Raw genomic sequence first — 26,411 nt, 5'->3', positions numbered from 1 at the left:
CCGGATTAAGAAGTTTTTATAATAATTTCTTTTTAATGGGCCTCTATATCCGGTTAAAAACATCCTGTGGGTTACTGAGAATACCAAATCCCGCGGTAATCATTACAAATATCCAAAACAGCAGAAAAAGTATAGAAGGGATTAATCCAACAATTGCACATATTCTTCCCGTACGCAGGTTGCTGTAAGATGAAGCGGTATACCATTCAGGATTTGCCTGGAATAATTGAGCGTCTTTGCTGTACAGGATCAATGCTACAATTGAACACACCACACCAGGAACGCCATAGCAACAACAGCCGATAATGGAAATAATACCAAGTGCCATTACTGCAGAAGCATTGGGTAGTGAACGCTGAGATTGCGGAACGAATATGGAACTATCCTGTGGATTCATTTAATGAAAAATTTGATGTGTAACTATTTTGTAAATGTAATGTGCTGTAACGATACTTACAACAAGCACTTGCAATCCGATAATAATTTTTGAACCATCTGAAAATTTATATTTCAGGTGAAGCAGGGCATAACCACATAGCAGCAAAAGTGGCACCAATGCAGGATATATTACCAGGGAACCGGAAAAATTTCCCTTAAGCAGCGCAATCATGCTGCGTTGTATTCCGCAACCGGGGCATTCTATGCTAAAATATTTTACCGAAGGGCAGGTAAGCATATTCGCTTCCAGCCATTTAATCCATGATACATATAATGCAATCAAAGCTGCCATCAATTTATACGCTCGTAAAAAACTTTTACACAATCGTACATTATTAACGAATTAGCCAGTTACCCGTCTCATATCATAATCTGCCATATATACTTGGTACCCCATTTGCCCCAGCGCTTAAGGCTATCCTGTATCGTCTTCTCCATTCCGGAATAATTGGTGGTTTTTCCTTTTTTAGGTGGAGCAATAGCAGTTTCTTTTACTTCTTCAAGCTGCACTTTGGTAGCATACCAGTTGGTATACAGTCTGGGTATAACCACACCAAGGATCATCCCGGGTAATCCCTGGAAAGATTCCGGTCCACCGGGTGCAACAATTTCATCGGTGTAAAAAGCTACCACGAATACCGAGTCCATAATAACGGTAAAGGCTCTCCTGCATTCAAAGCCCGCTATCTTACGGGTATCTTTTGTAAGATGCCACCGGTACTTGCGCAAACTGTCCTGTATAAGAAAGGACTCATCAAACACCTGCTTGGCTGCTATGGTGCTTTGATTTGCAAAATCGCTATATACCATATTAGATGAAGCCGGACCTTCACCAAAAGGACCGGCCTTCTCATTGCTTTCACGCCCGGGTGCATACAATGTCTTATCTCCGGCAAATACCAGATTGAAGTAGGTATGCTTAAATTCCGGTGTTTGTTTTTTAAGGGTCGAAGCCCAGCCATCATCGCCCAGGTCCATCTGCTTGTGGATATTAACGGTTTTTTCAAACTCAATCTTTCCTTTCAGGATAAACTGTGCGTTTGATATTTGTACTATGCCCAGCAATATGGATAAAAGGATGGTACTGTTACGTTTCATGGTTATGGGTTTTGCGTTTGTGCATTGTTTTTAGAAAAATTCCAGGTAAAGCTTACCAACCAGAACCGCCTTAATGTAGCGTATGTGTTCTCGGTAATGAAATTGCTTTGTATGTCCCGCCTGAACCCGATGTTCTGATCGAGGATATCATTGATGGAAAATTTCAAAGAGCAGGTTTCTTTAAACAAACGCTTGCTCAGCGAGGCATTCCATATAATAGTGTTACGGTTCTGATCGAATACACTGGTCTTTTGCCTGAAATTAAAATCGGCATTGCTGGAGAGATCAAATTTGTAAGGGAGTGCAAAATAAGTGTCAATATTATAGCCATATACCCAATACTTTGTTTGAACAGCTTCATTGATCGAACTTAGAGATGTATTGTAAGATACGTTTGTTCGGAGATTGATACCCATTTTGTTTTCCTTTGAGAAGTAACCTCCAACACCTGCGGAGTAAGTATTGTTGTGTGTGACGTTTTTTTCAAGGTTGACGAAATTGATCCCTTTGCCCCCATAGGTATTAATATTGGCGAAGAACCTGGTTTTAATAGAGGGCACTTCCATATTGTAGCTGATATAAGAGGAATAATTGTAAGTGCCGCTGGTATTTACAGACTGGTATATGCGTTTGCCAAACCTATCTATCGTATTGCTTGTGGTAATGGCGTTATTGGTAAGGTTAAAGCTTGCATTGGCGAAGATACCCCTTTGCTTGAGCACTTTATAGTCGTTGAAGAAAATATTGAAGCGGTGATTGAATGCAGGCTCAAGATCGGGATTGCCGGTAAAAATATTAAGAGGATCATTGTTTTCCTGCACCGGTTGTATCTGCTGGATGGTAGGCTGTTGTGTACTTCCGTTGTAACTTAAGTTAAGCCTTGTTTGTGGTTTAAAGTTATAGGAGAAATTGGCTTTCGGGAATAGGTTCAGCCTGTTGTAATGAAAGGATGAATCTTTAAGATTATCTTTTTGTGTATAGGCCTGCGAAGCCAGGTCGCTGCCGAAAGAAAGATTGTATTTCTTTTTGGCTATGCGGTAAGCAACACCACCGGCGTTAGTAGTAACAAGAAAATCATAATCATTGGTCAGAAATGGGTTAAGCACATCGTATTTGCCATCGTTATAATCATAGGTAGACCGGTCGGCGCTGCTGGTAGTATTGGAAATGCCATAGTTCAGTATCACGTAATTATTGTTGCCTATAGGTTCAGTATAGGTCACTTTCCCGTTAAAAGTAAACAGTTTGCTGTGATTGTACTTGCGCTGGTTAATCGTGTCATTCTGGAAAATTTCCCCAGCCTCTCCATAGTAGTTATTGATCGCATCAAGATATCCCTGGGAGTCATTATCAGTATACTTTTGTTCCATGGTAGCCGTGATGGTTCTTCCCGTTTTTTTAAACTTTTTCCTGTAAATGATACTGGTATTCAGGGAGGACTCCTGATTTTTATTAGAGGTTTTCCTGTTGCTGGTATTTACAGGGCCCGAATCTTCGTTCAGCGCTTCGGAGTGAAAAATACTGCTGGTCTCCGTGTGGCCTTTATACCCGCTGAACACGAACTTCAGCGAAGAAGATGAATCAAGTTGTATTTCATATTTTCCGTTCAGGGTATTGCGGTCGCGCTGCGAAAAACTGGCATTGCGCTGGTTGATATAATAAAGCGTATCAGGAAGAATGTATTGGGTTCGGGTTTCTCCATCACCCGCTACATCTAATTTCTTATACATATAGCTGGCGTTGAAATTATGTTTGTCTTCATTCCATTTGTTTGAAAAGTGAAGTCCTCCGGTCCATGCTTTAGGCAACCCGTTACCATTAAACTCGAAAGCATCATTTTCAGCAAACGAGTAAAAGAAGCCACTGTTCTCATCGTACTCAAAGTTATCTTCAGTAATTCCGTATTTTCGGCTATCCTGCCAGTTAAGCCCTGTTTGACCTGTATTGGACATGGTACCGAAAGCAGCGATTTTCCTTTTGCCTTTAAAGAAGTTAATCATCGCTTCATTATTGAACTTATCCTTTAAACCGCCACCCGCTGAGGCTTTACCGAAATAGCCGTTTTTCTTGTCTTCTTTTAATTTAAGATTGAGCGTTTTGGTTTTTTCACCGTCATCAATGCCGGTAAAAGCGGCCTGGTCGCTTTTTTTATCAAATACCTGCACTTTATCCACCGCGTCTGCCCTTATGTTTCGCGTAGCCACGGTAGGATCATCGCTAAAAAACTCTTCTCCATCTACCAGCACCTTCTGCACCTCCTGCCCCTGTGCAATAATTTTCCCGTCTTTGTCAACCTGTATCCCCGGCATCGCCTTTAGTAACTCTTCTGCGCTGGCGTTAGCTCTCACCTTAAAACTATCAGCAGCGTACTCCAGCGTATCACCCTTCATACGCATGGCATTGTTCTGCCTGATGATGATCTCTTTCAGCAGAACACTTTTATTAGTGAGGCTGACCTTCCCCATATCGGCAACAGCACCTGGTTGCAGTTGTACCTCATCCACGTAATCGGCAAAAGAAGGGTAGGAGATGACAACGGAAAATTTTCCGGGAGAGAGCCCGGGCAAAATAAAATTGCCCTCTTTATCAGTTCTTGTAAAAGTGATTATAGACGAATCGGCAGGGTTAAGCAATGTAACCACAGCATATTGCAGTTTCTTTTGATTGGCGGTATCAAAAACTGATCCCGTAATGGATGCTTTTTGTCCGTATGTTTTTGATAAAATGCACAGGATAGCAAAAAAGCAGGTAATTGGTCGGAGCATAAGCGATATTTAGAGGATAAGGGGGTTAAGTATATAAAAATCTATTATTTATCTTTAAATTCATAAGCTGTACTTTTAATCTTAAGTTAAAATAGCTTCACATACTTAATACAGCAAGATGCCAAAACCTGAAAAATCCATAAAGCATACAAAAGCTTCTCAAAAGAAGTCCTCCAAAATTATTTCGGAGGGAACACAATCCAAAAGAACTAAACAATCAGAAACCAAATCTAAAAAAATGATGAACCCCCATAATAGTGTGACAGACGTAAAATACGAGGAGATTCATTTTGTAGATAGTACAAAAACTGTATGGAACTATTCTTTATTTACAGATGAAGATATAAATAATTTTCAGCAGGGTACACATTACAGTTTGTATACTTTATTTGGATCGAGACCTGTGAGGGTGCTGGAAACCAATGGCTACTATTTTGCGGTATGGGCGCCTAACGCCTCCTATATATCTGTTAAAGGCAATTTTAATAACTGGGATAATGAAACGCATCCATTATTTGTTCGGCAGGATAATTCTGGCATTTGGGAAGGGTTTATTCCTCATCTGCAAAAAGGTGAAGTTTATAAATATCATATCCACGGCTATAAAGGAAGCCGGCAGGATAAGGGTGATCCATTTGCCTGGTATTGGGAAAAAAGACCTGCTACGGCGTCAATTACCTGGGCGTTGGAATATGAATGGAATGATGGTGTATGGATGAAAGACAGGAAATATAACAATTCGCTGGAAGCGCCCTGGAGCGTATATGAAGTACACCTGGCAAGCTGGATGCGGCCCAATAGGAACGATGAAGAAAGTTATAATACCTACGCTCAAATTAAAGAACGGTTGGTGCCTTATATAAAAGAAACCGGATTTACCCACGTGGAATTTATGCCTGTAATGGAGCATCCTTTTGACGGATCATGGGGCTACCAGGGCGCTGGGTATTTTGCTCCCACTTCCCGCTTCGGCGATCCGCAGGGTTTTATGGAACTGGTAGATGCATTGCACCGCGAAGGAATAGGCGTTATACTGGACTGGGTGCCCTCGCATTTTCCTTATGATGCACATGGTTTGTTTATGTTTGATGGTACACATACTTACGAATATGCAGATATGCGCAAGGGATTTCATCCCGACTGGAACAGCTATATATTCAATTACAAAAGAGGAGAGGTGAAATCATTTTTAATCAGCAGCGCAAGGTATTGGCTGGATAAATATCATGCTGATGGAATCCGGGTTGATGCTGTTAGTTCTATGCTCAAATTAAATTATTCCCGTACAACCGGGCAATGGGAACCCAATGAATATGGCGGTGATGGCAACCTGGAAGCCATAGCTTTTATTAAGGACCTGAATGAAACCATTTTTCGGGATTTCCCCGACGTACAAACCATTGCAGAGGAAGCAACAGACTGGCCGGGCGTTAGCAGGCCTACTTTTGAGGGTGGACTGGGCTTTGGAATGAAATGGATGATGGGGTGGATGCACGACACACTGGATTATTTTAAATTAGATCCGATACACCGGCTTCATCACCAGGATAAGTTTTCTTTTAGTATGATATACTACTATGATGAGAATTTCATGCTTCCCCTGAGCCATGACGAAGTGGTGCATGGCAAAAGCCCCATGATATATAAAATGCCCGGTGATGACTGGCAGAAATTTGCCAACCTGCGCCTGTTGTATTCCTATATGTTTACCCACCCCGGCGGAAAATTGCTGTTTATGGGCGATGAATTTGGGCAAACGAGTGAGTGGAATTATAAATCGGAACTGGACTGGTATTTATTACAGCACGACAGTCATAGGCTGTTAAAAGATTGTGTTAGAGATTTGAACGGGCTGCTGCGCTGTGAACCTGCTTTATATGAAAACCAGTTTAATATTTACGGATTTGAATGGATAGATCTTAATCACAGGGCGGAAAGCGTAATTGCATACCGCAGAAAGGGAAAGAAACCAAAAGATGATTTGCTCGTGGTTTTAAACCTTACACCAGAAGTCCACCGCGACTGGAAAATACAGGTGAAAGATAAATTTGAATGGAAAGAAATATTCAACAGCGATGCCAAAAAATATTGGGGTAGCGGCGATGTATTTAACCCCTATGTTGAAACAGTTGAGATTGATAAAAAGGATAAAATTTTTGAAATTAATATTCATCTCCCGCCTTTAGGAGCGCTGGTATTTAAATGATAAGATTAATCCCTTACGGTCGGTACGCATAGCGTCAGACCGTAAGGGATGGTTTGCAGGATATTACAATTTCACATTTACTCCCACCATAAAATTCCTACCCGCCATGGGAAAATAATAATTTTCGTTTACTAACGCTCCGCCGGAAATATAGCTGTAAGTATAGCCGTTGGGGTCGTATTTTTTATTGAAAAGATTATTTACCTGCAATACCAGGTTAATTTCGCTGAACAGCAATTTGTTCAGCGTATATATGGTTCTGAAATCCTGCACATAAAAAGCATCTAATTTTCTGGACTTATTACTGGTATTATCCAAATATTGTTTACCGGCATACTTGCCCAAAAAACTGATCTCCCAATTTTGTAAAGGCATAAAATTGATAACAGCGCCGCCTGTCACGGAAGGAGAAAAAGAAATATCACTTTCATTATATGTTTCAGATTTCTGGCTGCCATCATCATAATTATCGTACCAGGCCACAAAGTTTTTTACTTTATTGCGGCTGAAAGCAATATTGCCCGAAGCATGGAACCATTGGGCAGCCTGCCATTTGGCCTGCAGTTCAATGCCCATACGGTAACTGTCGGGGATATTGGTGCGAACGTATGCACCCACATCATTTACTTTACCGGTTAATACCAGTTGGTTGCGGTATTTCATATAATAAAAAGATGCGCCCCAGTTGAATGTATAATTTTTCTGTTCAATCCCAAGCTCAAGATCATGCAGAGTTTCGTGCCTGGGTTGTTGTTCAGCGCCTGCTTCAAAATCATCCCGGTTGGGCTCTTTATTGGCTAAAGCGTAAGAAATATAACCCGACCAGTTTTGAGTAGTGTAGCTTATTCCCGCTTTGGGATTGATAAAATGATATGTATTGTTCACGAACAATGCAGGGTTATCCCTGAAACCGTCTAACTGGTATCCTACATTCCGGTATTGTATGTCGCCAAATACCTCAAGGTTAGACGTTAACTTTTGCTGAAGCTTGGTGTAGATATTGAAATCTGTTTTAAAGGCATCCAGGTCATACCATTGATAGTCTTTAGTAATACCCACCTGTGACCATATGATCTTTCCATAATGATTGCCATCATAACGGTTCCATCCGCCGCCGGTTATCCATTGCGTTCCCTTATTTTTATACTGAAGCGAAAAGATGCCACCATAATAATAATTATCAAGCCATAATTGGCGCACAACATCTGTACTGCTTACTATTGAATCGCCTATAAGTATATTGGGCAACCCGAAATCAATAAACTTTTCGGAGGCCTTGTATTGTTCATAATATCCTTTGCCCCGGCTCAGAAATGCCGCTACATTAAAGCTCAGGCGATCATTTACATCCTGGTTGTAAAACAACTGGTAATGATCCTGCTGGTAATTATCGGTTTCATTTTCGTATGGCTCCCCCGGCTTTTCTGTTCCCGCGGAATTGTAAGTGCGGTTTGTTTTTAACAGGCTTTCGGGAACACCATTCCAGGCCTGGTAGGTTTTTTCTTTGCCGGAAAAAACATTCAGTCTTACCGAGGCTTTCCCGGAGAAGTAAGCAGTAGACAAATAGAATGATTTCAGATCGCTGCTGGCGCGGTCTATATAGCCGTCACTTTTCAACGATGAAAGTCTTGCATCTACAGTAAAATGCCCGTCAATTAAACCGGTACCGGCTTTAAGGGTGTTCTTCCATGTGTTAAAAGAACCGTAACTGTTGTTGCTTTCAGCATAAGGCTTTTCGATAAACTCGTTGGTGGTCATATTAATGGTTGCGCCAAAAGCCCCTGCACCGTTGCTGCTGGTGCCAACCCCACGCTGTACCTGTATGCTGTTGACCGATGAAACGAAATCGGGCAGATCAACAAAAAAACTACCCTGCGATTCTGCGTCATTATAAGGTATGCCATTTAGCGTTACATTGATTCTTGTAGCATCGGTGCCGCGAATGCGTATGCCTGTATAACCTACGCCATTGCCGGCATCTGAGCTTACAATTACAGATGGAAGCTGGTTCAGTACAAAAGGAAGATCCTGACCCATATTTGCTTTTTCTATTTCTTTTTTCGACAGGCTGCTTTTCGTAAAAGGCGCTCTCTCACCTGCTCTTACGCCTTTTATTTCAATAGGTTGCAGCATAAGGTTAATCCTTTCTAAGACAATGCTTACAGGAAAAGATGAAGGAACCTGTATGGTTTCCCGGATCGCTTTAAAACCAATAGAACTTATGGTTATTGTATAACTGCCTTCTTTGAGATGGCTAAAATGGAAATCACCATTTTCGGCGGAAAGCGTATTCCGGTTACCGGATAAGGCAATGCTGGCATTGGCAACAGGTTGCCCCGACTCTTTTTCTACAATTTTTCCATGAAGCGGGTACTGGGCAAAAGCTGCAACTGCGCCTGCCAGCATAATCAATAGCGAAAATACTTTTTTCATTTCTGTTTTTGTTATCGGCTGCCGACGTGCATATTGTTTTTACTGCACTCACTTGTCGTTGGCCGGGTTTACAAAAACAGGAAAGGAGAGATGTGAGGACTCGTCCTTCCCTGCGCAGGCATTACCCTGATCAGGTTCTACGGGTTTGATCTCAGTCTTGCCCCGCTGTAAGCGAAACAAAACACCCCGGGAATCACTGAGGTTAAAACAAACTTTAACCGCGGTTGTTTGTGATGCAAAGTTAACGGAGTTTTAAAATATTTTCCAAATCGTGTAACTTTTATGTCGGGTCACCGTATTACAATGGTTGATAACAGGGATTAAAAAGAATATTATGCCCGCTTCTGTAACAAAAACATCTTTAAAAAGCTCCGCATGAAAAAAATATTACTGCTTGCATTATGTACTGCTTTTGTCTTTGCAGCCAGCGCTCAGGACGAGAAAGTATTTGTAAATGATAAAAATGCCCAGCCCAGGAGTATAAACGGACCTTTTTCCGCCATTTCCGTTTCAGGCTCCATTGATTTGTATTTATCGCAAAGCGACGAGGAAGTAGTGGTAGTGAGCGCCGCTGAAACCAAATACCGCGACCGGATCGTGACGGAGGTTGTAAACGGGGAACTTAAGATACATTATAACGACAAAGGGCTTTCATGGACAAGTGGCAGTAAAAATTTAAAAGCCTACGTTTCGTTTAAAACAATCCAAAAGCTATCAGCCTCAGGCGCTTCAGATATTTATGTAAATGGTGTGATAAAAGCGGATGCACTTAAGGTGGATATATCAGGTTCCAGCGATTTTAAAGGAGCGGTGGATGTTAATCATCTGAGTCTTGAGCAGAGCGGCAGTTCAGATTCCCGGATCAGTGGCAGGGCGGAAAATGTAAAAATAGAAGTGAGCGGCGCCAGCGATGTAAAGGGTTATGACCTGGTTGCCAACTGTTGTGAAGCCCGTGCCAGCGGCGCCAGCGATATACAAATCACCGTAGCAAAAGAGCTTACCGCCAGTGCCAGCGGCGCCAGCGACATCTATTATAAAGGACAGGGCATAACCCGCAATATTAAAAGCAGCGGCGCCAGTTCAGTAGCGAGGAGAGATTGAGGGGAATGTTTATTATCAATCAGTTTGGTGTAGTAACAATAGATTTGTTTTGGATGTTTTATAAAATCATAATATTTTTTTTACACTATCCCACAAAAGATCTGATGTTTTATCCCATGAAAAAAAAGTTTTTCTTATACGGCCTTTTTGAATTAATTCTTTTCGAAGCGTTTTTTCTTCATCTATTTTTATCATAGCTCCGGCTATCTCGCGTATATTTTCAGGGTTCACGAGAAGCCCTGCGTCACTTATTATTTCAGGCAATGAAGTGACGTTTGAGGCAATTACAGGGACATCACATTGCATTGCTTCTATAACAGGTATTCCAAAACCTTCGAATAACGGAACAAAAACAAGACTTAGAGCGGATGCAAGTACATCATTTAGATCTCTATCAGTTAATCGACCGGTAAAAATCACATCCTTACCAAATAACATTTCACTTTTATAAGCTACTAATTCATTCGTTTTATACATTCCGCTGCCAGCTATTATCAACCTGGTAGCTTTATTAGTTATTGATTTATATATTTCAAAGGCTTTCATGAGAGCTAGTATGTTCTTTCTTGGGCTAAGGGTGCCAATAAAAACAAAATAATCTTCTCCTTGTGTATATTTGTTGCGTGTTTGTATTTTAATATTACTGTCTACAGGGTGATAAAACGAATTAATACCATTATAAAGAACATCAATCCTTTCTCCATTAGTCTTATAAGTATTGATAATATCCTGTCGGCTATATTCTGAAACGGTTCCTATCCTGTCGGCTTTTTTTGTGTAACGTGGAAAAAAATAATTATAATATTTTCTATTGCTATATTTTAATACTTCTGGAATGTGGACGAAATTAAGATCATGTATAACGCTGTATTGTTTGCCCTTCCATCCTAGACATAGGATTCCGTCTGGCGAAAGAAAAAGGTCGGGTTCTATTTTTTTGAGAACTTTTTTAACACTCCATTCAAACCACATGATATTAAGCAAAGCATGTTTTGCTGGTGGAAATAAATTATGAGGAATGATATTTTCTGAAAATAAAAACCTCTTATCAATGCCCGAATCAAACAAGAAATGAAATTCAATATCAGGGTTTTCTTTTGTAATTTTCTTGAGCGTATTATATGTAAACCAGCCAATACCATCCATTTGATCTTTGCGGAGTAAGCGTGTATTTACGACTATCTTCATTTAATTAAATTCTAAGATTTAAATGGCGTTAAAATTCTTTTGGTAAGAAAATTACGGAGCAACGTTAATGGAAAAAACAAGAATGCTAAAACTACTTGTTTATAAAAACTCCAATTATTTCCGTACACTTCTTCATTTACCTTAATGTGTTTTATAATAGCTTTAAATTGAAAATAACAGATGAGGTTATATACGATTTTTTTAGTGGTTTTGAACCGAACGGGAATAATTTCATTGTATTTCCGTTTTGCAGCAGGAAAATCTGTCAGACATAGCTGAAGGCAGCATATGATATTTTGTTGATCTAAATTGAGTAAATCAATAATGTTATCAGTTGATTTACCATGTCTTTGGAAATCTCTGCTTACCGGATTTACCCAATCTGTATTCGGATTTACTAATTGAATCATTGGAAGTAATTTTGCATGATCAGACGTACTAATCCAGGTAATGCCGCTTGAACATCCAATTAAATGCGTGCAGTAAAATGTTAACGCTGCCGTTTCTCTTAATGTTAAAGTGCTGCCATCAATAATCCTCTTATTGGGATGATTAATTTTAAGCGCAGATGATAAAATCACGGCGATATCAGTATTCTCAACTATTTTTTCAGCTAGTTTTACGGCAAACTCTTTAGTAATTGGTAATTGTCCACTTTGCGGTGCGAATTCAAATAAAACTCGGTACTGATAATTTTCCAAGTCATGTGCTTTTACAAAAGCACAAGTTTTTTCTTTTTCTTTTTCAGTAAGTCTTATCACCGGGGTTATATCTACAGTTACTGGATGTGGATAAGAACGGAAAATACCTGTTCTAATACAACCGTCATAATATGCCTGATTTTCATCCATGTTCTGAGTAATAAACAGTTCTTTCCAAAAGCCACTTCTTTTTTCAGTATGCAATCTCTTTTTTAGTCTCCTAAAAGCAGCCACATCATTCTTGGGAACATCATTTATTTCAAGTATTGCATCAATATAGGGATTGCCTTCGATTATACTTCTGCAAAAACCGGCAACGGCCCAGGTTAAATGACAACCCGGATAGTCCTGCTTTATCTGTCTGGCGATGGTTGTGGCATACAAACAATCTCCGTTTGAGAAAAGCTGTACCAGTAAAATTTTATTTTTCCCGGCTGGATTATTCATGGTTAAGCATGAGTTTTACCAGTTCAGTAAATGAAGTTTTGGGCTGCCATCCCAAAGAAAAGATGGTAGCTGGGTTCGAAACCAGTTGAGAGTATTCAGCGGTGAAACCTTCCTTCGCCTTAACATATTTTGTCCAGTCTTTGCCTATAACAGCAAAACATTTTTCAATATAGTCTTTTATGGAGTATGCTTCGCCCGTTCCCAATACTGCTTCTGAAATATCATCCTGTTGTACAAGTGTCCATACCGCCTCTACGATGTCTCCGGCGAATCCCCATTCTTTTTTTACAGACATATCTCCAATCTCAATCATTTCTTCTTTTCCTTTCGATATATTGCTAACAGCGTTGGCTATCATTTTACTGATATGCCTGGGCGTTCGCCGGGGACTGTCGTGGTTAAAAAAGTAGCCTGCATAGGTTTTGATGCCCAGTGAACGATAATATCTTGCTGCATATACCGAATGGATACGGCTTACAGAATATGCATCTCTGGCTTCGAAAGGATCAGTTTCTTTAATAGGATTTCCTTCATTTTTGAATTGCAGTCCACTGCCTGATATAAAAACTTTAGCAGTTGGATGAATCGTTTTTACAGCTTCAAGTATATTTAGGGTGCCTGTAGAAATAGTTGCATGATTCTCAAACAAAGCATCATGCCGGGTAGTGGAATTTGCGGCCATGTGAAAGATGTAATCTGGTTTGTAATTTCTGATTAACGTCTTAACCTCTTCCCTGTTTGCAACATCGGCCTTAATTGAAGTTCCGTTACGTGACACAGGTAAAACTTCAATATCTTTTTTTTGCAAAAGTGCGGAAAGATAAAATCCATCCTGACCATTTGCGCCGAATATTATTGCTGTCATTACAATTTCGTCTTTTGTATTACAAAAGTGGCAAACGTATATTGATATTTACCAAGATAATTAAAATCTGGATTTTTACATTCCCAATGTGGGTTATCAATAAGTTTACATTCCGGAATATATGAAAGCAATCTTGTTGTGAGATCATACTTTGTATAAAACCGGGCATCAACATCAGGTTTGGGTTCACCCGGTTGCCAGCCATCTTTATAATCGCAGGTGAGTATGGCTATTCCTTGCGGAGCCAATAAGCCTTCTATACATTTGATAAAGGACTCGTCATCAGGGTCATGCTCTATAACTGAGGTGGAAAAAATAATATCATAGGAGTTTTTAATAGTAGTTGGTTTGGAAAAGAACTCCTGCAAGTAATAATTCAGTACGGGATCAATTTCTTCAACCTCAAATCCTAATCTTTTCAACGACATGGCTGCCGTATCTTCATAGCTGCCAACACAAAGAATTTTAGAGTTCTTATAATTTGCGCTTAGCCGGTATACTGTATCAAATACAAAAGCCTGCTGCACATTTGCTTCAGATATTTTTTTTGCCATCGTAAGTGGAACCAGTTCTTCTAATTTTTTGATAGCAGGTTTGTATAACAGGCGTGCATTATTATCAAGTATCCGGTTGAATACGTTTGGTGCCGGAAGATGAACAGGTATATACTTTTGGGAAGGATCAACGGTTAAGATATCATCAGTTGCTGCTTCAGTATTTCTTAACCATGTAAATTTATTTTGTTGAAGCCCCAGGAAGTTTCTGATTTGTGTTTTTACAGTTGACCAGGTGTTTTTTTGCTTGTTGTATTTTTTTTGCTCTTCTTTTTTCAGTATGGCTTTTATAATTCTTTCATATTCCCATACAAGCGTAATATGATTCCAATCGGTTTGAATTTCCTTTAAAGGGTCTATACCGTTTTTTATAATTTGTTTTAATGTAGACTGTCCATACACTATTGTCGGGCTTACGGTGTGAAGATGGCGGAACATAATACTATCTGAAACGGCAAGCGGACGATTTACGGCTAAAGCATAATCAGGTGTGCTAGATAATCCACGATTGATTTTATCCTGGTATAAAAAAACATTAATGGAATTTTGGGCAAGAAAATCCAAAATCTCCTTCTGTTCTAAAAAATCATGTGTAACGATTAGGGTAACACCAGGCTTTTTAATAAGTTGATTGCATTTCTTTTCCAATTTGGCAGCATTGCTTCCATCGCGATCACCAAAATCAGCTGCAGGAATGTTAAACCGGATAGCGGCGATGTCAAATTCATTTTGTACAGCTTCAACTATTTCTTCAAAACCCTTATTGGGGGTGGCAAATCCAAAACTACCTATAACGGGCTTATCAGGTATAGTAAAAGGATTATTATATTCCGGAATCAACCGTCCTGTTTTAAATACTATAGGATTTTTTAACAATAATGTGGGGTCTGGTGCGATATAGTAATTAAAAAGTGCACTAGTCGCGGTATCCGCTTTCTCCTGGGTTACTTCATGCATAATGCCTATCTGAGGAATAGAAATATGACGATTTAGTGGTTTGTGTTTTGTATGAATAATCTTTTGAGTAAGCCAAGGCAGGGTGGAAAAATGATAGTTATATATTACTGCAACTGGCGAATGCATATCAATGGCATCCTGTAAATCAGCCATGCTGCTGCATTCCATATATACAAAATTGAACTGTTGTGAAGATTGTAATGCGTCAGAAATAGCCCTGCCAAATTCATGAACACCACAATTTTTTTGTGGATGAGAAATAAATAGTATTTTTTTTTTCATTAAATGGTATTGTGGATATTTCTTTTGTTCACTCTTTTATTTTGTATGTATAGTAACCTTAGGCAAAGGAAAAATCAGTCCTATTCCTTTTTCCAATGTTTCTTTTTCTCTTTCAAGAAACTCTTCTTTGAAATGCCAGGGCAATACGAGGTAATAATCAGGGTTCATTGCCCTGCTTTCTGCTTCACTGATGATGGGAATATTGGTGCCGAGCGTACTTGCTCCGTACTTATCCGGGTTCCTTTCTGCGGCGTAATCAATAATTGTGTTATCTATATTGCACCATTGCAAAATGGTATTGCCCTTGGTAGAAGCGCCATAAATATGAATTTTCTTTCCTTCAGATTTTAGTTTTACAAGCAGCCCGTGTAATTCCTCTTTTAAAACGCTGATCCTGTTCCAGAATGCCTGGTAAGGTTTATCTGTATCCAGCTCAAGGTCAAATTCGGCCTGGCGGGTTTCATTTAGCAGATGGATGGCTTCAGGGGTATCGTATGTAATGTTGGTATCATGGGTGGCATAGCAGCGAACGCTTCCGCCATTAATATCATTGAATCCTATCTTAAATAACCGCATGCCGGCCTTCTTCAAAATAATTTCAATCACTGCCAGACTATAGTATTCCAGGTGCTCATGGCAAATGGTATCAAAGGAATCCAGCTTAAGCATATCGGGCATATACGACATTTCAAATACCCAAATGCCTTTAGGAGAAAGTAACTGTTTAATGCCTTTTACGAATTCAACAGGATTTTCAAGATCGTAAAACATGGCAATGGAAGTAATCACATCAAGGGTCTTTCCCTCCAGTACTTCCACCAGCTTTTTTGAAGGAAAAATATCCTGCACCACAATGGCGTCTTCCTTTATTTCCTGTGCTATATCAGAGGGATCAATGCCATATTTCATTCCGCCTTTTGGATAATAGCTTAATAATGTTCCATCATTGCAACCAATATCCAATACAATAGCATCCTTCTTTTTAATAATAGATGTTACAGCATCAACCACGCCTTTCAGATGATTGCGCATGGTATTATTAGTGCCCGAACGGTACCAGTATGCGGCATATAATATTTCTGGCGGCACACTATGTTCCATTTGAAGCAAACCGCAGGCATTTTCATCTTCTTCGGGGTTGCATCTTACCAATGTACATGAAATCCGGCGGGTGGAGGGCATCTCCTTGCCGGGTTTTATAAAGGATCCCTGCAAGTACTGTGGCCCAAGATCAATTACTTTTTTTAGTGACGAAGACCCGCAAACCCTGCAGGTTGTTCTCGTTTTTATATGCATAAAATTGAATGACTTTATATTAGGTGGTCTGTTGCTTTTTTATATAGTTTATAAGCTGCTGGTTGATCGCATCAATGCACTTATTCCTTTCCAGGTTTAATACCGCCAGTTGTTTTACTACTGCATCTTTCTGTTCAACGGGTACTTTTTCAAATTCATATACTTTTTCCTGTTCATGCCATAAACGGCAATTCACATCTGCCAACTGGTAAAAGACCTCACCTATTTTTCCAACTACCTCGGCTACTTCATTACCTTCTTTTTTGAATACTTTGTTGGCGGCAAATGTAAGACGTTCCGGAGGAATCTGCCCGTTTACAGCCAGGCTAAGGTATTCATCTATTTCCTCCTGTAACAGCAAAGCCTGTTCGCCCAGGCTTGCAAGCCGTGAGGCATCCTGGGTATGATATTCTTTTAGCTTAACAATGGTTAATTTATCGCATAGCATTCCTAATGTTTCAGCCATAGTACTTTGGGTATTAAGTTACCGGCAAATTTATATTGTTGAATTTAAACTGGTGATTTAAAATATCAAACAAAATGAAAATTTGTTTGATATTTTGGTATTCCTGTCAAAAAACATGCAGTTTTAAAACGAAGCGATTATCAGGAAGGCAATTTGCCAGTTATGCATCATAAAAAACTCAGGCATATATTAGAGAAAATTGTAGTTTAGCAGAAATTAACCTTAACCCACTAACATACAACCTTACCCATGGGAAACTACGCCAGGATGCTTTTTTTTATTACTGGTTTTATTTCTCCTTTTTTTGGAAAAGCGCAAACAGCTAATTTTTCTACCCCCGACACGGTTTGTATATCTGAACCGGTGAATATTACCAATCATTCTGCTGGTGCAACAAGTTATTACTGGAATTTTTGCGTTGCGGATATAGTTAATACTCCACCTGTGGCCACCAATTTAGGCAATCCCGGTAATTTACTCAATATGCCGGTATTCAGCGATTTTGTTGAAGCCGATGGTAATTTCTTTGTTTTTGTGGTTAACCATGTAACTGCTGAACTAATAAGACTTGATTTTGGCAGCAGTCTGCTCAATACGCCATCGGCTGTAAATCTTGGCAATATTGGCGGCGTGCTTAAAACACGTATAGAGGGAATACAGATTATAAATGAAACCGGAAAATGGTATATATTTATTGTAGGTGGAGATCCTGATTATGGCAATGTGCCACAGATCGTAAAAATTGACTTTGGGGCCAATATTTCAAATAATACGCCAACGGCTGTGGACTGGGGAAATCTTGGAGCAATGTATCAACCTCTGGACCTTTACATGTTTAAGGAAAACAATAACTGGCATGGATTTACCGTAAATAAAAATGGTTCTATAACCCGCTTTAATTTCGCTAACGGACTTGATAATGCACCTGATGCAGAAAATCATACGGGATTGGGGCTGATTTACCCGACTGGAATAAATGTGCTGACCGACAAAGGGGAATGGTATGCATTTATAACCACTGCTCATGATAATGGTATTACCCGGTTGGAATTTGGTAACTCATTATTAAATGATCCCATAGCTTTCAACCTTGGAAATCCGGGTAATGCCCTGAACTCGCCGAGGGATGTTTATATAATGAAATTTTGTGACGCAATAGTAGGCTTTGCAGTTAATGGTTCAGGCAACGATATCGCAAGGTTTAATTTTCATAACGATCTTGAAAGAATACCATCCGGGATATCGCTGGGAAATATTGGAACACTTAATTTTCCTCATTCTTTATCCAAACTATTCAGGGTAAATGATAAAGTATATACTTTTATTACCAATGTTAATAACAACACGATAACGCGTGTAGAGTTTCCCAGTTGTACCAATTCCAGTTTACCGGGTTTTAACCTGGAAAATCCTCCACCAATTATTTATGATGCTCCGGGCGTCTATAATATCAATCTTACTATTGACGATGGATTGCCATCTCAATCTTCTTTTTGCAGACAGGTAGTGGTGGTTCCAAAACCTGTGCATAAACTCATTCAAACGTTTACCATTAACCCCGGAGAAGATATTAAAATCGGTACAGACAATCCTTCAGGTACTTACACATGGAATACAGGTGAAAAAACGGATTCAATAATTGTACAGGATGAAGGTATATACTGGGTGGAAACCACCGGTTACGGATGCAGCAACAGGGATAGTTTTTTATTGCGATATGCAATAACTGCCGACTTTACCTACAAACAGGATGTTTGTAATCCCTTACTTTTTGAATTCAGGAATGAAACGGCTGGCAGCACGGTAATCAACTGGGATTTTGGGAGTGGCCCGGTTGCACCCGGTGAAAATAATCCCTCAACTACCTATAGTGGTTTTGGAAATTATGATGTTACATTAAAATTGGAAACTTTCGGAGGCAATATTGTGAGTGTTACCAAACAAATAGCAGTTCAGGTTGCTGTTGACAGTCTTATTATTACGAATGATACTACAATATGCGAAGGATCAAGCTTACAATTAAATGCTATTCCTGCTTTAAAATATTGCTGGTCGCCGGCCGCAGGGCTTTCCAGCACAGGTATTGCTAATCCAATTGCAGCACCCAATATGTCAACAACATACTATCTCACCTCATTAGCTAATGGTTATGGAACAAATATTATTGTAAATGGTGATTTTTCCGCAGGCAACACAGGGTTTACATCAGAATATAATCTTGCTCCTATTAGTACTACAGAAGCTGAATATTTTGTAGGACCCAGTTCTAAGGCCTGGAACCCGCATCTGGAAGGTGATTGCCCGGATCATTCCGGAAATGGAAATATGCTTTTGGTAAACGGAGCACCACAAGCCGGTGTAAATGTTTGGACACAAACGGTAAATGTTACGCCCAATACGAATTATTCCTTTTCAACATGGATCGAAGCATTATTCCGTGACAATCCGGCACAATTAAGCTTTTCAATTAATGGTAATGATATAGGAGATATTATAACAGCCAGTTTGCCAATTTGCACGTGGACACAATTCTATACCACATGGAATTCAGGGAATAATACAACCGCTACTATTGCTATTGTAAACAAGAATACGCTAACCTGGGGGAATGATTTTGCACTTGATGATATTTCTTTTGCACCGGTAACCATTAAACGCGACAGTGTTGTTATCACTATTGAAAAGCCGCCTGTTGTTCGCACTAATAATGACACGCTCGTATGCGAGGGCAGCGTTGTTCAATTGAATACTATGGGTGCGGGCAGTTATTCATGGACTCCTGCTACGGGGCTCTCTGCTGCGGACGTTGCCAATCCACAGGCCAGCCCGGTTAATACCACTCAGTATATTGTCACGGGCACTACTGCCGCCGGTTGCAGTGGAAAGGATATGGTTACTATATCCGTAAAGCCCAAGCCAGCTATTACAATAACAAATGATACATTGATCTGTTCTAACAGTTCCCTGCAATTAAATGCCGGAGGGGGGAATGCTTATTTGTGGTCACCGGCCGCAACACTTGACAATACCGCTATCTCTAATCCCACCGCTTTGCCAATGCAAAATGCCGTTTACCGCGTATTGGTTACAGATGCTAATAATTGCACAAATACAGATTCCGTTAAGGTGGGCATTCGCCCTTATCCGAAATTTTCCGTTTCACAGGATCAATCAATTTGTGAAGGTTCGTCTGCCATGCTTACTGCCAGTGGTGGAGATATGTATCAATGGACACCGGATACCTCGGTAGACAGTCCCCAGGAGCCCTCTACAAGGGTGTCGCCTGCCATAACAACCAGCTATACGGTACGGATAAACGAAAGTATTTGCCATAATGATACACTGATGAATGTGCGGGTTGATGTTAATCCAACTCCTGCAGTATCGGCACTTAAATTAAATGACATTAATTGTACGGTACGTACTGCGCAATTGCAGGCCAGTGGTGCAGATGTCTATACCTGGAGTCCCGGCATTTATCTTAATGATATGAACCGGGCCAATCCTGTTGCTATTGTGGACAGTACTACTACATTTATTGTGACGGGAACCAGCCAGCATGGTTGCCCTGCAACGGATAGCGTAACCGTTAAAGTTACTGCCGATGGCCGGGGGCTTTTCCTTGTACCTAATGCATTTACACCTAATGGAGACGGACTAAATGATTGTTTTGGTCTTTCTAAATGGGGGAATATACAAATACAGGAATTTTCTGTTTATAGCCGTTGGGGTGAATTGGTTTTTACTGCAAAAAATTCTTCTCAATGCTGGGATGGAACTTTTAAGGGTATTGAGCAGCCTTCAGGCAGTTTTGTGTATGTGATAAAAGCAAAAACCTTTTGTGGTACAATTGATAGAAAAGGATTAATAACCTTGATTCGCTAACAGTCTGACGATTGATTATATAAAAAATTCTGATGATTGTGGTCATCAGAATTTTAATATAACTAAGTAGATATACTAATTATTAGTTTGAATAAGTCACAATAAGTTTAGGATGTTTTCCTGAATCAGTATGCCTACTTGAATAAAAAATTCTTGAATTATATATAACTTCATTTTGTAGGCGAATAGAAAAGCCATTATTTGTATTACCTGCTGTCATGCCTTTCACTAACTCTGTCACATTAACATCAATTAGGTCTAAATATGGCTGAGTTGTTGAAGGAATAATAACTTGGTTATTAGTAGTCGTAGAAGGTTGGCTAACCCAGTTAACTGCATTAGCGCTCCATTGGCTTGTTATTCGTTGAATAAGCATTGTATTATCAGGGCCTGAATTTGCATTTGGAACACCTCCGTTGAGAGGGCTATGGTTAGAATAAAGCGATAACTTGGCATCTAATATGGTTGCAGTTGCAGGAATGCTACTTAAATCAAATTTAAAGGCAGACCTCATGCCTATTACAGCTCCACCATATGTCCACGATACTGCGCCTAATTCTGGAGGATTTGAATCGGTCTGGTCAAGTCCGTTAGTATTACCCCAAATTGCTACTTCATCCGGATTTATTGCAGGCTGAAGTATTAAATTTGTGGGGCCTTTTACAGTTAAAGAAACCGTATCCACACCAGTTGCTCCGCCATCGTCTACCACCATCAGCTGATAAGTATAAATTCCCGTAATGAGCTTCCTCACTTCAGTTGAAGCGGCTCCTTCGTTCACTATTTCCGAAGCATTGGGCCCCGATATCTGGCTCCATAAATAAGCTACTACATTTCCGTCTGCATCTGCACCTGTTCCTGTGAGGGTTGCTGATCCTTCACTCTCTTGTAATTCAATAACCCGACTTTCTCCGGCTTCAGCTATGGGAATTTTGTTATTTATGATCTCCTCTTTTGTGCAATTGGTAAAGAGCAGTATGCTTAATGAGAGGATAATTAAGGAAGAGGTTCTTAAATTCATAGTTTAGGTGTTTGATTTTAATAATACCACAAATAAAAGAAAAATAATTGAAATAAAGATTTAATATGATGTTTATTCGATCAATTATGCCTTTCAATGGATTTGAAAGCATCTTAGATTGGTACAACCTAAGAGTTGAATAAAATAAGAAATGATTATTATTTCCGCTTCCCCGCAATCACCAATATCGCAGTTGATTTAAAAGGGAATCGGGTCCTATCATCTTTGAAGAAATGCTTTACCAAAAAGCGCTTCAGTTTGCCTTCTTTTAAAACATCCATGGGTGCGGTAATATAGCTGCTGTGCAGCACTTCGAATCCGTTGCGTTCGAGCAATCGTGTAATTCTTCCTTTGGTGTAAATGCGGGCATTGGCCCAGCGCTCGTGCAAAAAGCGGGGTAACCACGAAAAGAAAGGAACCCTGTTCCACGGTAACAGGGGTAGTTTAGCGCCATGCGTTTCAAATATCCACCACTTGTTGGGAACAGAGATTGCCATCAGTCCATCATTTTTTAAAAGCTCCCGGTAAATGGATACACTGTTCTCATCATGCAAATGTTCTATTACTTCAAAACTGGTGATGCGGTCGAATTGTTGCTGCAAGGGTGAAATATCCTTTTCAATATCCACACATTGAAACCGGCAATTGATGATATTGTTTTTTTTGAGATAATCATTAATGTCCTGTTCGTAATCATTTACAATATCAATTCCCAGGCATGATTTCATTTTTTGCGACAGCAGGAACATAGACGCACCGTTGCCACACCCTATATCAAGATGTGTGTATTGCTTCCCGGTAAACCCGGGATATTGTTCCAGCAGGCTAATGCGGCGGCTAATGATCTTATCCGTTATATCGGCCGGCCGGCCGAGGTAATGTTCACCGGTAAATAATTCGTCCGGAACCCTTTCTTTATATTGCATGAAATAATCCTTTGGAATATCAAAAGTAAACATTGCGCTGCTGATCAGGCTATCGAAAGTATATGCTGATATGCTTTTTGTACGATATTGCCCCAGTAAAAATGTTCGTAAAAATCTGTTGAAACATTTTCTTTCAGCAATATTACAGACTGCCGTATGGCTTCAAAAAGTGCTGTGCTGTCCCCATCGGGCACAACGATCAGCTTTCCGCCGGTTAATTCAGCCGGAACGCCAAAGGCTCCGCTGGCAAAGGATACAGCCGAAGTATTGCCAGCCAGGGCTTCCACCAATTTTGTTTTTATACCTCCTCCTTCACTGATGGGGTTCATAAAAATATCCGCGGCTTTAAAATAAGTATCAATATCTTTTACAAAACCCGCGTAAATGATGTTTTTATTTTTATACGCTTCAAGATTATGGTAGCGTTCGGGCAGGTGATTGCCGCAGATCATTATCGTATACGCAATTTCGTTTTGCTGCAGCAGGGGATTGATCTCATCCAGAATAATATCCAAACCTTTTAAATTGGGTTGATAGTATAAAGTGCCTGTATAAAACAACAGCAGGTCTGCGGGATCAATATGATGCGCAGTGCAGACGGTTGTCCGGGCAATTGTTTTTTCCTGCGGGGTAGGAGAGGTGTTGAAGTTTATACCATAAGTAATAACAGTACATTTTTTGGGCTCTAGTTTAAAATCCCTAATGGCATAATTCATATCCTCCCGGGTGATAAAGAAATTCATATCAGCCCGGCGATGTACTGCTTTCTCATACAGCCACAACAGGCGCCACCACCATTTGCCAAAACTTTTAAACCGCAATGCTTCAATATTGTGCGAATGTATGATCAGTTTTATACCAAGCAGTTTTTGCAAAGCAATGCCCAGCCAGCCATAATAAGGATGTTCTAAAATAATATGACTAACTTTTTTTTGCCGGATGATCTTTTTTATAGTGAAAAAATAAAAGGGATTGATATAACGGATGATACTGTTGGACAACAAAGGAAGTATATCATATGCGGCAGCAGCAGGTACTTCTACCTTTTTTACAGTAACACAGCTAAGGTTCACCAGGCCTGAAAGATAATTATTAAATATGCTGATATTCTTTTCGCCGCCCATTAAGGCTGGTAAAAAACGATACGATACAATACTTAATACATTTATCATTCAATTCGTTGCTAAAATTATACAGTGAACTTTTCCCTGTTTTTCCATAAAGAAAAAATGCCTCCAGCAAGGGCAAGAAAGAATAGCACATTGCCGGCGTATATGAGTTTTTGCCCGTTCGAATAGGAGGTTGGCTCAAACTTAAATACTATTTCATGCTTACCCGCCGGCACAGGCATACCTCTTAAAACGTAATTCACTTTCGCGTAATCCGTTTTTTTGCCATCTATATAGGCATTCCATCCCGCCGGGTAATATATTTCACTGAACACGGCAAACTGGTTGGTAGCGGATTGGGTGGAATATTTTATTTCATCATTATCATAGCTTGCTAACTGTATAGTAGCCGAAGAATCGGGTGCGGGATCGGTGCCGGTTATTGATTTAAAGCTGTTGTCAACAATAACCGTATCTTTTGGTCCAAACTGGTTCAGCGCCTTTATTTCTTCTACAGGACCATTTACATATTTAATATGCTTAATGAACCATGCCGCTCCCAGTGCTTCATCATTTTTATGCACTGCAGGCGCCTGTTGCTGCTGTTGGGGAGGAATAATAAGATAACGGGTATCCAGCATATTCAGCACATCCATGTTCAATGATTCTTTCGACAACTGCGTTTCAATGAGATCCTGGTATATACGCAGTTTGGCCGCGTGGTATCCGCCAATGGAACGGTGGAAATAGGCCGTGATTGCATCGCTGAACCTGTCGCCCGATAAATGGTATACCCTGTAATGCGGGTCTTTGTCCTGCAGAATCTGCGTATCGGCTGCTGTTGGTGTAAAATTTTCTGACTGGTAACTATCTTCATCCATATAATGATCAGTATTCAGGTATTTGCTGTCAACTACCAGAAGGTCAATCATATTGATCACAGTAAAAACAATAACAGCCGCCAAAGGTTTAATAATGTTCTTCAGGTATAAATACAATAGCCCAATCACCAGCCCGGCAAATAACAGCGCACGTAAAATACCACTGCTGAACATATCCTTTCGTTCCACTTTTAAAGCATTCACGATCATGCGGCCTATTTCTGTACTGCCATCCTGTGGGTTGGTATATGCCTGCACAATACGGGAATCGAAAGCACTGCTGAAATCGTTAAAGAAATAAATCAGCAAAGTAACGCCGAATAAAGCGCCTATGGAATACAAAATGGGTTTAAAAGACGCCTTCAACTGGTCTTTGCCGTTAGCCGTAAAAAATATGCGCTGCAATCCCCAAACAGCCAGCAAGGGCAGCAGCATCTGGGGAATAACCAATGCCATATTGGGTGAACGGAATTTGTTATACAATGGGAAATAATCCAGCAAAAATGAATTGAAAGCCGAAAAGTTTCTTCCCCATGCCATAAAAATCGCAAAAACTGTGGCTGCAAGGACCCACCATTTGACCGGGTTTTTTATTAAGATAAGTCCAATAACAGCGAGAAAGCAGATAATGGCTCCCAGGTAAATAGTGCCTGCGGTGCCTTCCTCTATCCCGCCCCAGTAGCGGGGGAGGGAATAGGCTAGCTGAACAGCCTGGTCTCCCGGGATATTCTTTTCCGTGAGCGCTGTTACCAGTTTGGAGTCTTCATCGAAGTGCTCACCTGAACCTCCGCCAAATACATCCGGAATGAAAAAAGTGAGAATTTCACTTTTGCCTATACTATAGCTGAACGCATAATCTTTGTCTAATCCTTTTGTATCTACCTTTTTTATTTCCGTTCCCGATGTTTCAATGGTTTTGCCGCCCCGCATGGTATACTTTGCATATTCGGCTGTGGTAAGTAAGCTCATGGCCGAATTGGCAAGCGCGGCGCACCCGGCAACAGCAGCCAAACCAAGCGATATAGCCAGGTGTTTCCAGTCTTTGGCTTTAATCCATTGTACAATATAACCAAGGGTGATAATACCCGCTGTAATAAAAAAGTAATAGCTGATCTGGGGGTGATTAAACGCTATTTCCCAGGTGGCGAATATAGTCGTAACGGCAAGCCCGAAGAGGTATCTTTTTTGATAGATGAGCAATAACCCCGCCAGCACGCCCGGCATATATGCTATCGCCCACATTTTACTTTCATGCCCTACTGCTATCAAGATAGGATTGTAACTGGCATATGCAAAAGCAAGGCTCCCCATAATACCCAAAACAGGTTTTATATTAACGGTGCAGCACAGTATATAAAAACAAAGGCAGGCTAAAAAGAAGAAATTGATGGGTTTGGGTAGTCCTAATGTTAGTATGGTATGAAAATCCGGAACCAGGGAATGGGCTTCCATAGCTACCTGGTAATTGGGCATTCCGCTAAACAGATGGGTATTCCATAAGGGAAAATGCCCCTTCTCTTTTTTATATTCGAATGAATTGTGCGACATACCTTCCCAGTGCACAATATCACTTTGTTGCAACACTTTTCCTTCTAAGGCAGGCCTGCAATAAATTACAGACACCACTAAAAAAATGCCTATAGCCACCAGGTGAGGGACAAGTGCTTTGAAGTTAAATTTTTTCACTTTCAGAATATTTTAATGCTGATTTTATCAGGGCCACAGAAGCAAAACTTCTCCCGGAACAGGAATTCAAATTTAAGGCGGCAAATTAATGTTATTTTTAATCTTC

18 protein-coding genes and 1 riboswitch are annotated in these 26,411 nt (G+C 40.2%); of the genes, 3 read left to right on the top strand and 15 right to left on the bottom strand.

Annotated features, from left to right (window positions below; genetic code table 11):
• Positions 1-43: 43 nt before the first annotated feature.
• The 4 genes from FRX45_RS11410 to FRX45_RS11395 all read right to left on the bottom strand — a co-directional run bounded on the left by FRX45_RS11410 (position 44) and on the right by FRX45_RS11395 (position 4,301).
• Positions 44-397, bottom strand: a complete 354-nt coding sequence (locus tag FRX45_RS11410; RefSeq protein WP_152268550.1) for a CCC motif membrane protein — start codon at positions 395-397, stop codon at positions 44-46.
• The gene (locus FRX45_RS11405; protein ID WP_193311670.1) at positions 398-721 is read right to left on the bottom strand and encodes a DUF2752 domain-containing protein; all 324 of its coding nucleotides are present in this window, start codon (positions 719-721) and stop codon (positions 398-400) included.
• Between the two features lie 77 nt (positions 722-798).
• On the bottom strand, positions 799-1,536 hold the full coding sequence (locus tag FRX45_RS11400) for a GLPGLI family protein (protein WP_152268548.1): 738 nt from the start codon (positions 1,534-1,536) through the stop codon (positions 799-801).
• 2 nt (positions 1,537-1,538) lie between these two features.
• Positions 1,539-4,301: a TonB-dependent receptor gene (locus FRX45_RS11395; RefSeq protein ID WP_152268547.1), complete on the bottom strand. Its 2,763-nt coding sequence runs from the start codon at positions 4,299-4,301 to the stop codon at positions 1,539-1,541.
• A 118-nt stretch (positions 4,302-4,419) separates the two neighbouring features.
• Here FRX45_RS11395 and glgB point away from each other — a divergent pair, with 118 nt between their 5' ends.
• Complete coding sequence (gene glgB, locus FRX45_RS11390) at positions 4,420-6,507, top strand: 1,4-alpha-glucan branching protein GlgB (protein WP_226805271.1); 2,088 nt, start codon at positions 4,420-4,422, stop codon at positions 6,505-6,507.
• Between the two features lie 63 nt (positions 6,508-6,570).
• Here the strand turns inward: glgB and FRX45_RS11385 are convergent, their stop codons facing one another.
• On the bottom strand, positions 6,571-8,940 hold the full coding sequence (locus FRX45_RS11385) for a TonB-dependent receptor (RefSeq protein WP_152268546.1): 2,370 nt from the start codon (positions 8,938-8,940) through the stop codon (positions 6,571-6,573).
• A gap of 90 nt (positions 8,941-9,030) precedes the next feature.
• A riboswitch (TPP riboswitch) is annotated at positions 9,031-9,139 on the bottom strand.
• Positions 9,140-9,315: 176 nt separating this feature from the next.
• Between FRX45_RS11385 and FRX45_RS11380 the strand changes: the two genes are divergently transcribed.
• Positions 9,316-10,041: a head GIN domain-containing protein gene (locus tag FRX45_RS11380; RefSeq protein ID WP_152268545.1), complete on the top strand. Its 726-nt coding sequence runs from the start codon at positions 9,316-9,318 to the stop codon at positions 10,039-10,041.
• Between the two features lie 66 nt (positions 10,042-10,107).
• Here the strand turns inward: FRX45_RS11380 and FRX45_RS11375 are convergent, their stop codons facing one another.
• The 6 genes from FRX45_RS11375 to FRX45_RS11350 are packed head-to-tail and all read right to left on the bottom strand — an operon-like array spanning position 10,108 to position 16,797.
• Positions 10,108-11,229: a glycosyltransferase family 4 protein gene (locus FRX45_RS11375; RefSeq protein WP_152268544.1), complete on the bottom strand. Its 1,122-nt coding sequence runs from the start codon at positions 11,227-11,229 to the stop codon at positions 10,108-10,110.
• A gap of 11 nt (positions 11,230-11,240) precedes the next feature.
• The gene (locus FRX45_RS11370) at positions 11,241-12,377 is read right to left on the bottom strand and encodes a glycosyltransferase family 9 protein (protein WP_152268543.1); all 1,137 of its coding nucleotides are present in this window, start codon (positions 12,375-12,377) and stop codon (positions 11,241-11,243) included.
• Positions 12,370-13,242, bottom strand: a complete 873-nt coding sequence (locus FRX45_RS11365; protein WP_152268542.1) for a GDP-mannose 4,6-dehydratase — start codon at positions 13,240-13,242, stop codon at positions 12,370-12,372. Before FRX45_RS11365 ends, FRX45_RS11370 begins: the two co-directional genes overlap by 8 nt.
• Entirely contained in the window at positions 13,242-15,035 is a 1,794-nt protein-coding gene (locus FRX45_RS11360) for a hypothetical protein (RefSeq protein WP_152268541.1), read from the bottom strand. The genes FRX45_RS11365 and FRX45_RS11360 overlap by 1 nt, the downstream gene beginning before the upstream one ends.
• 36 nt (positions 15,036-15,071) lie before the next feature.
• On the bottom strand, positions 15,072-16,331 hold the full coding sequence (locus tag FRX45_RS11355) for a class I SAM-dependent methyltransferase (protein ID WP_152268540.1): 1,260 nt from the start codon (positions 16,329-16,331) through the stop codon (positions 15,072-15,074).
• A gap of 19 nt (positions 16,332-16,350) precedes the next feature.
• Positions 16,351-16,797 carry a hypothetical protein gene (locus FRX45_RS11350; protein WP_152268539.1) on the bottom strand — a complete coding sequence of 149 codons (447 nt, stop codon included), beginning with the start codon at positions 16,795-16,797 and terminating at the stop codon, positions 16,351-16,353.
• Positions 16,798-17,046: 249 nt separating this feature from the next.
• Between FRX45_RS11350 and FRX45_RS11345 the strand changes: the two genes are divergently transcribed.
• Positions 17,047-20,682: a gliding motility-associated C-terminal domain-containing protein gene (locus FRX45_RS11345; protein WP_152268538.1), complete on the top strand. Its 3,636-nt coding sequence runs from the start codon at positions 17,047-17,049 to the stop codon at positions 20,680-20,682.
• 82 nt (positions 20,683-20,764) lie between these two features.
• On the opposite strand, the gene FRX45_RS11340 is transcribed toward FRX45_RS11345, so the two are convergent.
• The 4 genes from FRX45_RS11340 to FRX45_RS11325 all read right to left on the bottom strand — a co-directional run bounded on the left by FRX45_RS11340 (position 20,765) and on the right by FRX45_RS11325 (position 26,305).
• Entirely contained in the window at positions 20,765-21,703 is a 939-nt protein-coding gene (locus tag FRX45_RS11340) for a DNRLRE domain-containing protein (RefSeq protein ID WP_152268537.1), read from the bottom strand.
• Between the two features lie 158 nt (positions 21,704-21,861).
• Positions 21,862-22,629: a class I SAM-dependent methyltransferase gene (locus FRX45_RS11335; RefSeq protein ID WP_193311669.1), complete on the bottom strand. Its 768-nt coding sequence runs from the start codon at positions 22,627-22,629 to the stop codon at positions 21,862-21,864.
• Between the two features lie 44 nt (positions 22,630-22,673).
• Positions 22,674-23,801 carry a glycosyltransferase family 4 protein gene (locus FRX45_RS11330; RefSeq protein ID WP_152268535.1) on the bottom strand — a complete coding sequence of 376 codons (1,128 nt, stop codon included), beginning with the start codon at positions 23,799-23,801 and terminating at the stop codon, positions 22,674-22,676.
• Between the two features lie 17 nt (positions 23,802-23,818).
• Positions 23,819-26,305: a YfhO family protein gene (locus FRX45_RS11325; RefSeq protein WP_152268534.1), complete on the bottom strand. Its 2,487-nt coding sequence runs from the start codon at positions 26,303-26,305 to the stop codon at positions 23,819-23,821.
• Positions 26,306-26,411: the final 106 nt, after the last annotated feature.

The sequence above is a fragment of the Agriterribacter humi genome, assembly GCF_009192765.1.
Taxonomy (GTDB): domain Bacteria; phylum Bacteroidota; class Bacteroidia; order Chitinophagales; family Chitinophagaceae; genus Agriterribacter; species Agriterribacter humi.
Note: the sequence above shows the minus strand (reverse complement) of the source record. Positions and strands in the feature narration are given on the sequence as shown.